Genomic DNA, 13664 nt, shown 5'->3' with positions numbered 1-13664 from the left:
CAGGCTCCGAACCATCGTAGAGTTTTCCAGCCGGTGCAATGACCAAATCTCACTGCTCCGGGCCGAGCGTCAAAAAGCATCTAGTCGGCTTTCGATAGGGTGAAACCCTGTTTGCGCAGAAGTTCCACCAAGCCGTCCTTGCCGGGCAAATGGAGGGCGCCGACGGCCATGAAGACATTGCCTTCGCTGAGGATAGGTGCTGCGCGTTCGGCCATGAGGTGGTTGCGCTTGGTGACGATCAGTTCCTCGAACTCCGTATAACCGGCATTGTCGCTCCCATCAGGTGCGACCTGCTTCAGGAAAGGCATGGTGAAGCCGATCTCGCCAGTGAGATAAAGCTGCGTCATCGTCTCGAAGACGTCATCCATTTTCGGGCCGAGCTTGATCGTTTCGACCAGCGATTTCAGGTGCATCTCGGTCGGGATCGAGGCCATGGCGGTGAGCTGTTCGGCGAGCGTTTCCAGGCCTTTGACCGGTTTTCCCTCGGCTGCGGCATCGAGTGCGATGCGCTTGTCGAGAAAGGCGGTGTTTCCCTTGCGGGCGAGTTCGCAGGCCGGCAGCGATACAAGCGACATCAGCATCCAGGGCTGCATGCGAGAGACGGTCGCCAGCGGAACGCCGCGCTTCTTCAATCCTTCTTCGAGCACGGCAAGATCATCCGGCTTCATCAGCTTTTCGATCGTATTACCGTTGGTCAGCATGGTCAGTTCCGGCTTGGCGAGAATGCCGGCCATGGCCTTTTTGTCATCAAGGATCTCGTTGGATTCGATGATAATAGTCTTGGCATCGGCGAGCGCCTTGTCGGCTCCGGGCGGCATTTTGAGGACGCGTGGATCGGTGACATGCATGGTGCCGAGCAGATATGAGGTGGCGACGCCCGGCTTTTCTATTCTCCAGAAAATTCCCTTGGCGTTCGGGACCGTTTCGGCTTCCGCAAGCGCCTTGGCATAAGCATCCGGATTTTCTGATCTCATCTCGTCGACGAGATTAACGCCATGGCAGGCTTCTTCCTGTGCATCGGCGGATGACAACATGCCGAGGATGAGGATCAGCGAGGCGAGGGCCGCGACATGCAGCAATGCGAGCAGCCAGAGCGCAAAACCCTGCAGGCGTTCGAAAAGGGGGCTGTCGAGGAATGAGGAATTCATGTCACGGATCCGGATTAATCGGTCCAAAACGTATCATCGCGGCTTCGACAGTTGCTTAACGGGATTGGTTACCGATTGGTTCACAGGCCCCGGCCTTAAGCGCGAGGATGGGCGCGGTCATAAACCTCAAGCAGGCGCGAGGTATCGACGCCGGTATAGACCTGCGTCGTCGACAGGCTGGCATGGCCGAGCAGTTCCTGGATGGTGCGCAGGTCGCCGCCGCCGGCAAGCAGATGTGTCGCGAAGGAGTGGCGCAACGCGTGGGGCGTTGCCGTATCCGGCAGGCCAAAGGCGCTTCTCAATTTCTGCATCTGGCGCTGGATGATTGCCGGCTGTAGCGGGCCGCCACGCGCACCACGGAAGAGAGGCTTTTCGTCGGTCAGATGATAGGGGCAGATATCGCGGTAACGGGTGACGGCATCCGCCACGGCGGCAAGAAGCGGCACGATGCGGGTCTTGCCGCCCTTGCCCTTGATGCGCAGCGTTGTCGTGCCGGGTTCGATCTCGCCGGGAAGAAGCCCGAGTGCTTCGGAAATGCGCAGGCCACAGCCATAGAGAAGCGCCAGGACAGCGGCATCGCGTGCGGCGATCCAGGGCTCGTCCTGGAGCTGGGTTTCGGTCGTGGTGAGGCTTGTCGCCTGCCGGTCGCTCAGCGGTTTGGGGAGCGATTTCGGCTGTTTCGGTGCTCGGATTGCACCGGCTGCTGCGGCATTCACCAGTCCCTGACGCTCCATGTAGCTCAGGAAGGAACGGAGGCCTGCAAGGTGGCGGCCGAGCGAGCGGGAGCCTGAACCATCACGGCGACGGGCGGCGAGAAACGAACGCAGGTCTGCCGGGCGGAGCGTGTGGATGTCGGAAATCGCCGGCGGGCCGGCGAGATGACCGGTCAGGAAGGTAAGGAATTGCCGCGTGTCGCGCTCATAGGCATCGAGCGTGTTGGGCGACAGCCGGCGCTCGCTTTTCAGGCTTTCCAGCCATTCGTGGCGCTTGGCGGCGAGATCGGGCGCGGCGATGATCAGCAGTTCGTTCAAGCGTCTCGACCGTTGATTTTGGTGGAAAGGAGCACCAGATTGCTACCGACAGCGTTACGGAAATACTAAGCCTGCGCCGTCTGCCAAAGTTTTATCATACAGGGCTGCCACAAGGTTGCCCTGCGCAAGGAGTTTGTATGGCCCGCCGTGACAATTCGACGACCTTCAGTCAATTCGCGGAGACCATCACACTCAACTCCCGCGGCCGGCCGGGGCATATCGTCGATACGCTGATCGGTGAGCGCGGCCAGAGGATCGTCGGCAGCCCGTTCTGGCCGGTGATGCGGCCATTTCTCTACACGCTGCTGCGATACGGAAAAGCCATCGAATTCGCCGACGACGTTGCGCCGAAAAGCGGTTTCCAGTGCTTTGAATATATGAGCGATCTGCTGAAGCTGCAGATCGAAGCGCGCAACGTCGAACGTATTCCTGAAAAGGGCGGCTTCATTCTGGTCAGCAATCATCCGACCGGGATCGCCGATGGTGTTGCGGTGTTCGACCTGTTGAAGGCAAAGCGGCCGGACCTGATGGTGTTTGCCAATCGCGATGCTGTGCGCGTCAATCCGCGCTTTGCCGAGATGATTATCCCGGTCGAATGGCGCGAGGAATATAAAAGCAAGCTGAAGACCCGCGAGACGCTGATCCTGACAAACAAGGCGGTCGAGGACGGCAAGGTGATGGTGCTGTTTCCATCCGGCCGCATCGCCTATTGGGCGGATGGCAAGCTCAACGAGCGGCCGTGGAAGACATCAGCCGTCAGCCTGGCGCGCAAATACAATCTGCCGATCCTGCCGATCCATATCACGGCGCGCAATTCCGGCCTGTTCTACTGGTTCGCCAAGTGGTCGACCGAGCTGCGCGACATGACGGTGTTCTACGAGCTGCTCAACAAAAAGGGCAACCGGTTCGATTTCACCGTGGGTCACATGATCCAGCCGGAGGAGCTGGAGGGTGATCCGGCGGAAGTGACCAAGGCACTGGAGAATCATACGGTTTTCGACCTGGCCAGGGATGGTGATGCCCGTTTCGAGTTCCAGACGGTACCGGCTCTTGCCGCCACGGCCTGATTTTCTTCATCTGACTGTTCACTTTTGTTCCGTCTTTCGGCATGGTGCGCCGCGCATGGGCAAGGATTCTTCTGACATGATGGCTTCGCTGTTCGGTGACGCGCTTTTGCCGTCGCCGAAACCGGTTCGCGTCGTGCCGGTTCTGGTGCCGCTGCCGGTTCCAGTTGCCTATAGTTATGCAGTGCCTGAGGGCATGCATGTCGAGCCGGGTTCCGTCGTACAGGTACCGGTCGGGCCGAGGCAGGTGATCGGCGTCGTCTGGGACGGCGAGAACGACGAACGTCTCGATCCCAAGAAGCTTCGGCCGATCACGCTCGTGTTCGATTGCCCGCCTTTGTCGAAGGACATGCGCGATTTCGTCGACTGGGTGTCTGCCTATACATTGTCTCCGCCCGGCCTTGTCGCCCGCATGGCGATCCGCGCACCGGCTGCACTCGATCCCGAGCCGATGGTGGAGGGCCTGCGTTACCTTGGCGGCGAGCCGGATCGGCTGACCCCGGCCAGAACGCGTGTGCTCGATCTGGCAAAGGAGCAGGACGTGCCGTGGACCCGCAGCGGCATGGCGCATGCTGCCGGCGTGTCGCTCAGCGTCATCGACGGGCTGATCAAGCAGGGAATGTTCGATACGATCTTCCTGCCCCCGCCGCCTGTCGTGGCGCGACCGGAGCCCGATTATATTGCGCCGCGTATCGAGGGACCGCAGAAGGAAGCTGCGCGGGAAATTGTCGCCTCCATCCGTGAGGGCGGGTTTGCCGCTTCGCTGATCGATGGAGTTACCGGATCAGGCAAGACGGAGGTCTATTTCGAGGCCGTGGCCGAGACTTTGCGGCGCGGCAAGCAGGTGATGATCCTTCTGCCCGAAATCGCGTTGACCCCCGCATTCCTTGAGCGTTTCGAGCAGCGATTCGGGGCCAAGCCTGCCGAGTGGCATTCCGATCTTTCCCCGCGTATGCGCGAAAAGGTCTGGCGCGGCGTGGTGACGGGTGAGGTGAGGGTGGTTGCCGGTGCCCGCTCGGCGCTGTTTCTGCCATTCGAAGAGCTTGGCCTCATCATTGTCGATGAAGAGCATGACCCTGCCTACAAGCAGGAAGATCGTGTTTTCTACAATGCCCGCGACATGGCGGTGGTGAGGGCCAGAATCGGCGATTTTCCGGTCGTGCTGGTATCCGCCACGCCATCGGTGGAAAGCCAAGTCAACGGATTGTCGGGACGTTACAATCTGGTGCAGCTGCCGACGCGTTTCGGCGATGCGGCGTTGCCCGACCTGCATCTGATCGACATGCGCCGGCATCCGCCCGAGCGCGGCGGGTTTCTGTCGCCGCTGCTTTTGAGGGCGATGGCGCGGACGCTGGAGAAAAAGGAACAGTCGCTGCTGTTTCTCAATCGTCGCGGTTATGCGCCGCTGACGCTCTGCAGGGTCTGCGGCCACCGGTTCCAGTGCCCGCAATGTTCGAGCTGGCTGGTCGAGCACCGGTTCAGAAACCAGATCCAGTGCCATCAATGCGGTTATCACCAGCCGACGCCGGAAGCCTGCCCGGAATGCGGCACGCTCGATCATCTGGTTGCCTGCGGTCCCGGCGTTGAACGTATCGCCGAAGAGGTCGAGAAGCATTTTCCCGATGCGCGCACGATCGTCATGTCTTCCGACATTCTCGGCGGCGTGAAGCGCATGCGGCTGGAGCTTGAAGCGATCGCCAAGGGCGATGTCGATATCGTCATCGGCACCCAGCTTGTCGCCAAGGGGCACAACTTTCCGCTGATGACACTGGTCGGCATCGTCGATGCGGATCTCGGCCTGTCGAACGGTGACCCGCGGGCGGCCGAGCGGACATTCCAGCTGCTCAGCCAGGTGACAGGGCGCGCCGGGCGTACGGGCCTGAAGAGCCATGGCCTGATCCAGACATTCCAGCCGATGCATCCGGTGATGCAAGCGATTGTCTCGGGTGATTCCACCGCGTTTTACGAGCGCGAGATCAATGAGCGTGAGAAGGCGCTTTTGCCGCCGTTCGGGCGGCTGGCATCGCTGATCGTTTCTGCCGACACGCGGGCCGACGCGGAAAACCATGCCCGCGGGTTGCGCGCCGCCGCCCCACATGTTTCCGGCATTGCTGTGCTCGGGCCGGCCGAAGCGCCGATCGCGCTCGTTCGTGGTCGTTATCGCTTCCGCCTGCTGGTTCATGGGCGGCGGAATTCCGACATGCAGGCATTTTTGAAATCGATGCTTAGCAACGGCCCCAAGGCACGCGGAACCGTGCAGGTCCAGCTTGACGTCGACCCGCAGAGTTTTCTCTAGCCTGCCGGTTTTGACGCTTCTCGCATCTTTCATAAAATGCGATGCATGCGTTATTAGGACCAATCTTTGCGACTTGTTTACCCTGTTGGCTAGAATCAGTGCGATTCGAGGGGTGCGACGGCATGGAATTCTACTTCCCAACTGAACTGAACGAACAGATCGCTTTTCTCGGCTGTGCCGTAACGGCGTTGCTTGGCCTATTCATCTTTCTGCTTCCCGGCTCCTGCCTGCGTCTCTCCGCCTTTCAGATCGGAGAGATCAGGCCGGAGGGGTATGGCTCGGTCAGGGCCGCGGGCGCTCGCTACATCGGTCTTGGCGTTTTGCCGATCCTGCTTGCACAGGAATGGTTCTATATGGCGACCGGGGTGGTGCTTGCGCTTGGCGCGCTGGGCCGACTGGTTTCGATCTTCGTGGATCGCGGCGTAACGCCGCAGAATATTGCGTTTTTTCTACTTGAGGGTGTACTGTCTCTCGCGCCGCTCGCCTACGTGTTTGGCTACATCTAATGTCGCATATCGCCGCGCCCGAATGCCGATGGCCCGGATTTGCTGGCGAAAGCCGCAAATAATCTCTGCATCGCCTTGTGGGTGCGGCTTTTTCGGCGTCTCGGCGTGTTGCGAGTCCCTACATCCTATGCTAGACGAACCGCGAACGTCGGAAACGGCGAGCGGAGGCTCTGCGGGTTCTGATGGAAATTCAATAAATTTCAAGGTCTTGTCCGATCGTCATTTTCGGACTTGGTGCTTGGGGTGTAATTCAGGGAAACTATGCCTGTGGCCGAGACATCCCCGCTTATTTCCGGTGTCGCGGAGCGTTACGCTCTGTCGCTATTCGAGCTTGCATCGGAGACCGGTTCGATTGATGCCGTCGGTGCCGATCTTGATCGGTTCCAAGCGCTGATGGACGAAAGTGAAGACTTGCGGCGCCTCGTGGCGAGCCCGGTCTTTTCTGCAGATGAGCAGCAGAAGGCGGTCAGCGCCATTGCTGCAAAGGCCGGTCTTTCTGTGACCGTTTTGAATTTCCTCAAAGTTGTGGCTGGCAATCGCCGCCTCTTCGCTCTGCCGGGCATGATCCGCGCCTATCGCGCGATCGCTGCTGAGCATCGCGGTGAAATTTCCGCCGAAGTCACTTCGGCTCATGCGTTGACTGCAACGCAGGAAAAAGAACTTAAGTCGGCGCTGAAGGGCGTAACCGGCAAGGACGTAACCATCGCCGTTACGATCGATCCGTCGATCCTCGGCGGCCTCATCGTCAAGGTCGGTTCGCGTCAAATCGATACGTCCCTTCGCACCAAACTTTCCACCCTTAAGCTTGCATTGAAAGAGGTCGGCTGATGGATATCCGTGCAGCGGAAATTTCCGCAATTCTCAAGGACCAGATCAAGAATTTCGGCCAGGATGCCGAAGTTTCGGAAGTCGGCCAGGTTCTTTCCGTTGGTGACGGCATCGCCCGCGTCTACGGTCTCGACAACGTGCAGGCTGGTGAAATGGTCGAGTTTCCGGGCGGGATCCGGGGCATGGCTCTGAACCTCGAATCCGACAATGTCGGCGTGGTTATCTTTGGTTCCGACCGTTCGATCAAAGAAGGCGACACCGTCAAGCGGACCGGCGCCATCGTTGACGTTCCGGTTGGTCCGGAACTGCTCGGCCGCGTCGTTGACGCGCTCGGCAACCCGATCGACGGCAAGGGCCCGATCAACGCGACCCGTCGTTCGCGCGTCGACGTCAAGGCTCCCGGTATCATTCCGCGCAAGTCGGTTCATGAGCCGATGTCGACCGGCCTCAAGGCCATCGATGCCCTGATCCCGGTTGGCCGCGGCCAGCGCGAACTCGTCATCGGCGACCGCCAGACCGGCAAGACCGCCATCATTCTCGACGCGTTCCTGAACCAGAAGCCGATCCACGACAACGGTCCGGAAAACGACAAGCTGTTCTGCGTGTACGTTGCTATCGGCCAGAAGCGTTCGACCGTTGCCCAGTTCGTCAAGGTTCTCGAAGAACGCGGCGCACTTCAATACTCGATCGTTATCGCTGCTACCGCTTCGGACCCGGCTCCGATGCAGTATCTCGCACCGTTTGCCGGTGCTGCCATGGGCGAATATTTCCGCGACAACAGCCAGCACGCGCTGATCGCTTATGACGACCTTTCCAAGCAGGCCGTCGCCTACCGTCAGATGTCTCTGCTTCTGCGTCGTCCTCCGGGCCGCGAAGCTTATCCGGGCGACGTTTTCTATCTGCACTCGCGTCTTCTCGAGCGCGCTGCCAAGCTCTCCGACGAGCGCGGCGCCGGTTCGCTGACGGCTCTGCCGGTCATCGAAACCCAGGGTAACGACGTTTCGGCCTTCATTCCGACCAACGTGATCTCGATCACCGACGGCCAGATCTTCCTCGAAACCGACCTGTTCTACCAGGGCATCCGTCCGGCCGTTAACGTCGGTCTGTCGGTTTCCCGTGTTGGCTCGGCCGCTCAGGTCAAGGCGATGAAGCAGGTTGCCGGTTCGATCAAGGGCGAGCTTGCCCAGTATCGCGAAATGGCCGCGTTCGCGCAGTTCGGTTCCGACCTCGATGCCTCGACGCAGCGCCTCTTGAACCGCGGTGCACGTCTGACGGAACTCCTGAAGCAGCCGCAGTTCTCGCCGCTCAAGACGGAAGAACAGGTTGCGGTGATCTTCGCAGGCGTCAACGGTTACCTCGACAAGATCGCGGTTTCCGATGTCGGCAAGTTCGAACAGGGTCTGCTCTCCTACCTCCGTTCGGAAGGCAAGGTAGTTCTCGACACGATCCGCACCGAGAAGCAGATCTCGGACGACACGAAGGCGAAGCTCAAGTCGGCGCTCGACGCCTATTCGAAGTCTTTCGCCTAAAAGTACGGATCTAGCTTAAGGACCGATAACGGATGCCTTCACTTAAGGATCTGAAAAACCGGATCGCCTCCGTCAAGGCGACGCAGAAGATCACCAAGGCGATGAAAATGGTCGCCGCGGCGAAGCTGCGTCGTGCGCAGGAAGCGGCCGAAGCCGCCCGTCCTTACGCAGAACGGATGAACAAGGTATTGGCGAGCCTTTCGGCTGCCAACGCCGGCAATGCGGGTGCACCGCTTCTGCTTTCCGGAACCGGCAAGGATCAGGTTCATCTCCTGGTCGTTGCCACCGGCGAGCGCGGCCTTGCCGGCGGTTTCAACTCCTCGATCATTCGTCTGGCGCGCGATCATGCCTTGAAGCTCATCGCGCAGGGCAAGACAGTCAAGATCCTGACGGTCGGCCGCAAGGGCAACGACGTTCTGCGTCGTTCGTTCAAGGACAACATCGTTCACTACATCACCTTCCGCGAAGTGAAGCAGCTCGGTTTCGTCCAGGCTGATGAAGTCGCGGGCAAGGTGCTGGACATGTTCAATGCCGGTGAATTCGACGTTGCGACGCTGTTCTTTGCACGCTTCCAGTCGGTGATCTCGCAGGTCGCGACCGCACAGCAGATCATTCCCGCGAAGTTCGAGGCGGCTGCTACGGACGCTGCTTCGCCTGTGTTCTACGAATACGAACCGAGCGAAGAAGAGATCCTTGAAGAACTGCTGCCGAAGAACATCGCAGTCCAGATTTTCCGGGCACTGCTCGAAAACAACGCTTCCTTCTACGGTGCGCAGATGTCCGCGATGGACAACGCAACGCGCAACGCTGGTGACATGATCAACAAGCTGACGCTGTCCTACAACCGTCAGCGCCAGGCACAGATCACCAAGGAACTCATCGAAATCATTTCGGGCGCGGAAGCGCTCTGACCGAAAAGAAGAGGGTAAGAATCATGGCTACCGCAACGGGCTCGTCCCTCGGCAAAGTGACCCAGGTTATCGGCGCTGTCGTAGACGTCGCGTTCGACGGCGAACTGCCGGCGATCCTCAACGCACTCGAGACCGAGAACAACGGCAACCGCCTGGTTCTCGAAGTCGCGCAGCACCTTGGTGAAAATCAGGTCCGCACTATCGCCATGGACTCGACCGAAGGTCTCGTCCGCGGCCAGAAGGTCACGGACACGGGCGCTCCGATCTCGGTTCCGGTTGGCGATCAGACGCTCGGCCGTATCATGAACGTCATCGGCGAGCCGGTTGACGAAGCTGGTCCGCTGGACCGCTCTACGTTGCGCGCCATCCACCAGGAAGCTCCTTCCTATGTCGAGCAGTCGACAGAAGGCCAGATCCTGGTCACCGGCATCAAGGTCGTCGACCTTCTCGCTCCTTACGCAAAGGGCGGTAAGATCGGCCTGTTCGGCGGCGCCGGCGTTGGCAAGACCGTTCTCATCATGGAACTGATCAACAACGTCGCCAAAGCTCACGGCGGTTACTCCGTATTCGCCGGCGTTGGCGAGCGTACCCGTGAAGGTAACGACCTTTACCACGAAATGATCGAATCGGGCGTCAACAAGCACGGCGGCGGCGAAGGCTCCAAGGCTGCGCTGGTGTACGGCCAGATGAACGAACCGCCGGGCGCACGCGCACGCGTTGCTCTGACCGGTCTGACGATCGCTGAAGACTTCCGCGACAAGGGCCAGGACGTTCTGTTCTTCGTGGACAACATCTTCCGCTTCACCCAGGCTGGTTCGGAAGTGTCGGCTCTGCTCGGCCGTATTCCTTCGGCCGTTGGTTATCAGCCGACGCTTGCTACCGACATGGGTCAGATGCAGGAACGCATCACCACGACAACGACCGGTTCTATTACCTCGGTTCAGGCCATCTACGTTCCCGCCGACGACTTGACCGACCCGGCACCGGCAACCTCGTTCGCCCATCTGGACGCAACGACGGTTCTGTCGCGTTCGATCGCTGAAAAGGGTATCTACCCGGCTGTCGACCCGCTCGACTCGACCTCGCGCATGCTCGACCCGCTGGTTGTGGGCGAAGAGCATTACGAGATCGCCCGTAAGGTTCAGACGACGCTGCAGCGTTACAAGTCGCTGCAGGACATCATCGCCATCCTCGGCATGGACGAACTGTCCGAAGAGGACAAGATGACCGTTGCCCGCGCCCGCAAGATCGAGCGCTTCTTGAGCCAGCCGTTCTTCGTTGCCGAAGTCTTCACCGGTTCGCCGGGCAAGCTGGTTGCTCTCGAAGACACGATCAAGGGCTTCAAGGGTCTCGTCAACGGCGACTACGACCACCTGCCGGAAGCTGCATTCTACATGGTCGGCTCGATCGAAGAAGCGATCGAAAAAGCAAAGAAGCTGGCTGAAGCCGCTTAATTGCAAATTGTAACGGCGCGCCGGATATTTCGGCGCGTCATTCCTGCATAAGACACGCAAGCCCACGTAAAGATATTCATCGACGTGGGAATTAGGGGAAGTGGACCTTCATGGCCGACGCTTTCAATTTTGAACTGGTTTCGCCCGAGCGCCTGCTCGTTTCGGAAAAAGTATCCGAAGTGGTGATCCCGGCGACGCTTGGCGAAATGACGGTGCTTGCAAGCCACGCGCCGACGATGACGACCATCAAGCCGGGCGTGGTTTCGGTGAAACTCGCTTCGGGACAGGTCAACAAATACGTGGTGTTCGGCGGTTTTGCCGACATCCTGCCGGATAGCTGCACGCTGCTGGCAGATGCCGCCATCCCTGCTGCCGAACTGACGGTCGACACGCTGCAGAGCCGCATCGAAACCACGCAGGCCGAGATCGGCAAAGCGACGGGCGATGAGCACAAGACCCGTCTCGAGCAGTTCCTGACGGACCTGACGCAGCTGAACGGTATCGTTGTCGCCGCGTAATTTGCGCGACATCGCAGTTTGAAAGGCGGTCCTTGCGGGCCGCTTTTTTCGTTTTAAGGTCTCTCGCTGTCATGCCCGGGCTCGTCCCGAGGATCTAACCAGATCGCCGAATCCGAAATCTAACGGGAGCTGAAGCGACAACAGATCCTCGGGACAAGCCCGAGGATGACGACGTGGAGCGGGGCCGCTCGTCAACTATAGCCACTTTCTGTCTATATTCCCGATAACAGATGCTGATGCAGCCGTATCGCGCCTGGCGTCAGCGAGCGATAACGCGGGGTGCCGAGGTGGTAGCCGTAGCCAGTGTCGAGGCGATGCGTTCCAAGCTCGATGAGTGTACCTGAAGCCAATTCATCGGCAATGAGGCCGGTGCTGCCGAGCGTGATGCCTTCTCCTCGCAAAGCCGCATCAACCGCAAGCGAATAGGTGGAAAAGGAAAGTCGGGGCGCAATACGCGCCTTGGGCGGAATGGCGAGCCGCGCAAACCATTGGCGGAAGGAAATCCAGTGGGCGTTGAAGCGCTCGTAATCGATCAGGTCGAGGCGGGCGATCTCGTCGGGCCGGATCAAGGCCGGGTTGAGGCCATTTCTTTGAATAAAACCCGGCGAGGCGACCGGCACCAGCACTTCCTTCATCAGCGGCGTCAGGTTCCAGCGTGGGTGCTCGCCGGTGGAATAGAGAATGACGAGATCGTTGGCCTCCGAGGCAAGTTCAGAAGGGGTGTCCGTGGTCAGCAGCCTTACGGAAACGGGTGGATTGCCGTTGTCGAAATCCTTGAGACGCTTGGCAAGCCAGAGATGCGAGACCGAGCCACTGGCGGCAATCGAGATGGTCTCAAAGCCACCGCCGCGAAAAGGCTCGAGGCTTTCTTCCAGATATTCAAGCGTGGCGCGAACCCGCTGGGCCAACCGTTCGCCTTCCGACGTCAGGGCAAGGTTGCGGCCGCGGCGGGTGAAGAGCTTTGCTCCGAGCTGTGCCTCAAGACCCTGAATACGGCGACTGACTGCGGCCTGGGTTATGTGCAGTTCACGGCCGGCTCGGGAAAAGTTCATGAACCGGCAGGCGGCGTCATAAACCCGGAAAGCCTCCAGCGGTATGCGGTCCAGCATCTATTCCTCCATGATCTCAGATTATCAAATATGCCAAGATTTTGACGGATTTGAAGAGCTGAGATTGTGATGCAGAGTATGGATGTTCGTTTCACCATCGCGGGCCGCCATGCAGTTCTCCACCTCCTTCATTCCCGATATCCGCTTCGGGGCCGGCATTTTCGGCAGCCTGGCGGACATGGTCAAAAACTTCGAGGGTATACGCGCTGCCCTCGTCGTCATGGACGGCTTTCTCGCCGCAAGAGGTCTGGCGAAGGACCTTGCAAGGGGACTGGCGGAGGCCGGAATCGAGCCGCGGCTTTATTCCGATTTCTCCGGTGAACCGAAGCTTCATCATCTGAGAGCCGCCAGCGAGATGGCGAGGGGAGCCGACATGGTGATCGGTGTCGGTGGTGGTTCGGCGCTCGATATTGCCAAGGTGGCGGCCTGTTGTGCCGCGTCGGGCGAGGACCCGATGTTTTATGCGCTGGCTGCCAATCCCTTACCGAAGAAGCCGCTGAAGAAGATCATGGTTCCGACCACGGCCGGGACCGGATCGGAGACGTCCGCCACCAACATCTTTGCCGGGCCGGAGGGGAGAAAACTCTGGATCTGGGGGCCGGAAACCAAGGCGGATTTGGTGCTGCTCGATCCCGAACTGACGATCTCGCTGCCACCGAATCTGACTTCATGGTGCGGCATGGACGCCTTCATTCACGCTTTCGAGGCCGCGACCAACCGCAACGCCCCAGTTTGTGCGCATGCCGGAGCAAAGCTCTATGCGCACGAGGCGTTGCGGCTGGTTGCAGGCTCGCTGGAAGCGGCGGTCAAGGCGCCGGGAAATCTGGAGGCGCGCGGCAAGGTGTTGCTGGGCTCATGCTATGCCGGCATCGCCATCGACAATTGCGGCACGGCGATCGCTCACAACATCAGCCATGCACTGGCGGGGCTTGGCGCCGTGCATCATGGGCTGGCGACCGCGCTTGGCTTCGAGGTGACGCTTCCGTGGCTGCTCGAGAAAGATACGACCGATCTCAACGAGGCAGCGCGGGCGATCGGGCTATCCGTTGCTACTCAACTGCCTGCTTTCGTGTCCAAGATGATGGATCGCTGTGGTGTCGAGCGGGCCTTGCCGAAGGTGTTCGGCGGGTTTTCTGCGCAGGATCTGGCTGCTGAGATGCGGGCGCCCGAAAACCAGCCGATGCGGCGCTCTACCATTCGAGAGGTCACGGATGCCGATATCGATGCCTTTGCGGCGAAGATCATGACGCTGCCGAAAACGCTTTGACGA

At 59.8% G+C, this 13664-nt stretch carries 12 protein-coding genes; 9 read left to right on the top strand and 3 right to left on the bottom strand.

Annotated features, from left to right (window positions below; all coding sequences use genetic code 11):
• Nucleotides 1–80 precede the first annotated feature (80 nt).
• Both JZX87_RS22645 and JZX87_RS22640 read right to left on the bottom strand, forming a co-directional pair.
• A complete protein-coding gene (locus JZX87_RS22645) occupies nucleotides 81–1148 on the bottom strand; it encodes a TraB/GumN family protein (protein ID WP_206828155.1) in 1068 nt (355 codons plus the stop codon).
• Between the two features lie 95 nt (nucleotides 1149–1243).
• On the bottom strand, nucleotides 1244–2179 hold the full coding sequence (locus JZX87_RS22640; protein ID WP_206828154.1) for a tyrosine recombinase XerC: 936 nt from the start codon (nucleotides 2177–2179) through the stop codon (nucleotides 1244–1246).
• Nucleotides 2180–2316: 137 nt separating this feature from the next.
• Between JZX87_RS22640 and JZX87_RS22635 the strand changes: the two genes are divergently transcribed.
• From JZX87_RS22635 to JZX87_RS22600, 8 genes are all read left to right on the top strand, one after another.
• Nucleotides 2317–3246, top strand: a complete 930-nt coding sequence (locus JZX87_RS22635) for a GNAT family N-acetyltransferase (protein WP_206828152.1) — start codon at nucleotides 2317–2319, stop codon at nucleotides 3244–3246.
• A 55-nt stretch (nucleotides 3247–3301) separates the two neighbouring features.
• A complete protein-coding gene (locus tag JZX87_RS22630) occupies nucleotides 3302–5539 on the top strand; it encodes a primosomal protein N' (RefSeq protein ID WP_206828150.1) in 2238 nt (745 codons plus the stop codon).
• Between the two features lie 122 nt (nucleotides 5540–5661).
• On the top strand, nucleotides 5662–6045 hold the full coding sequence (locus JZX87_RS22625; protein ID WP_183994831.1) for an AGROH133_08824 family phage infection protein: 384 nt from the start codon (nucleotides 5662–5664) through the stop codon (nucleotides 6043–6045).
• A gap of 261 nt (nucleotides 6046–6306) precedes the next feature.
• Complete coding sequence (locus tag JZX87_RS22620) at nucleotides 6307–6873, top strand: F0F1 ATP synthase subunit delta (protein ID WP_183994833.1); 567 nt, start codon at nucleotides 6307–6309, stop codon at nucleotides 6871–6873.
• Nucleotides 6873–8402, top strand: a complete 1530-nt coding sequence (gene atpA / locus JZX87_RS22615; protein WP_206828148.1) for a F0F1 ATP synthase subunit alpha — start codon at nucleotides 6873–6875, stop codon at nucleotides 8400–8402. The genes JZX87_RS22620 and atpA overlap by 1 nt, the downstream gene beginning before the upstream one ends.
• 32 nt (nucleotides 8403–8434) lie before the next feature.
• Nucleotides 8435–9313, top strand: coding sequence for a F0F1 ATP synthase subunit gamma (locus JZX87_RS22610; RefSeq protein ID WP_148148174.1), 879 nt, complete (start codon nucleotides 8435–8437; stop codon nucleotides 9311–9313).
• A 23-nt stretch (nucleotides 9314–9336) separates the two neighbouring features.
• Nucleotides 9337–10767: a F0F1 ATP synthase subunit beta gene (gene atpD / locus JZX87_RS22605; protein WP_148148175.1), complete on the top strand. Its 1431-nt coding sequence runs from the start codon at nucleotides 9337–9339 to the stop codon at nucleotides 10765–10767.
• Nucleotides 10768–10877: 110 nt separating this feature from the next.
• Entirely contained in the window at nucleotides 10878–11285 is a 408-nt protein-coding gene (locus JZX87_RS22600) for a F0F1 ATP synthase subunit epsilon (RefSeq protein WP_183686345.1), read from the top strand.
• A gap of 212 nt (nucleotides 11286–11497) precedes the next feature.
• On the opposite strand, the gene JZX87_RS22595 is transcribed toward JZX87_RS22600, so the two are convergent.
• The gene (locus tag JZX87_RS22595; protein WP_206828146.1) at nucleotides 11498–12394 is read right to left on the bottom strand and encodes a LysR substrate-binding domain-containing protein; all 897 of its coding nucleotides are present in this window, start codon (nucleotides 12392–12394) and stop codon (nucleotides 11498–11500) included.
• Between the two features lie 82 nt (nucleotides 12395–12476).
• On the opposite strand from JZX87_RS22595, the gene JZX87_RS22590 reads away from it, so the two are divergent.
• Nucleotides 12477–13661, top strand: a complete 1185-nt coding sequence (locus JZX87_RS22590; protein ID WP_286195006.1) for an iron-containing alcohol dehydrogenase — start codon at nucleotides 12477–12479, stop codon at nucleotides 13659–13661.
• Nucleotides 13662–13664 lie beyond the last annotated feature (3 nt).

Source organism: Agrobacterium sp. Ap1, assembly GCF_017313375.1.
Taxonomy (GTDB): Bacteria; Pseudomonadota; Alphaproteobacteria; order Rhizobiales; family Rhizobiaceae; genus Neorhizobium; species Neorhizobium cellulosilyticum.
This window is presented reverse-complemented; position numbering and strand designations above follow the sequence as displayed.

Excerpts from the sequence above, each read along its gene's own strand:
- JZX87_RS22635 (WP_206828152.1), top strand. The coding sequence starts at position 2,317 with ATGGCCCGCCGTGACAATTCGACGACCTTCAGTCAATTCGCGGAGACC.
- JZX87_RS22610 (WP_148148174.1), top strand. The coding sequence starts at position 8,435 with ATGCCTTCACTTAAGGATCTGAAAAACCGGATCGCCTCCGTCAAGGCG.
- JZX87_RS22625 (WP_183994831.1), top strand. The coding sequence starts at position 5,662 with ATGGAATTCTACTTCCCAACTGAACTGAACGAACAGATCGCTTTTCTC.
- JZX87_RS22590 (WP_286195006.1), top strand. The coding sequence starts at position 12,477 with ATGTTCGTTTCACCATCGCGGGCCGCCATGCAGTTCTCCACCTCCTTC.
- JZX87_RS22645 (WP_206828155.1), bottom strand. The coding sequence starts at position 1,148 with ATGAATTCCTCATTCCTCGACAGCCCCCTTTTCGAACGCCTGCAGGGT.
- JZX87_RS22600 (WP_183686345.1), top strand. The coding sequence starts at position 10,878 with ATGGCCGACGCTTTCAATTTTGAACTGGTTTCGCCCGAGCGCCTGCTC.
- atpA (WP_206828148.1), top strand. The coding sequence starts at position 6,873 with ATGGATATCCGTGCAGCGGAAATTTCCGCAATTCTCAAGGACCAGATC.
- atpD (WP_148148175.1), top strand. The coding sequence starts at position 9,337 with ATGGCTACCGCAACGGGCTCGTCCCTCGGCAAAGTGACCCAGGTTATC.
- JZX87_RS22630 (WP_206828150.1), top strand. The coding sequence starts at position 3,302 with ATGGGCAAGGATTCTTCTGACATGATGGCTTCGCTGTTCGGTGACGCG.
- JZX87_RS22620 (WP_183994833.1), top strand. The coding sequence starts at position 6,307 with ATGCCTGTGGCCGAGACATCCCCGCTTATTTCCGGTGTCGCGGAGCGT.
- JZX87_RS22595 (WP_206828146.1), bottom strand. The coding sequence starts at position 12,394 with ATGCTGGACCGCATACCGCTGGAGGCTTTCCGGGTTTATGACGCCGCC.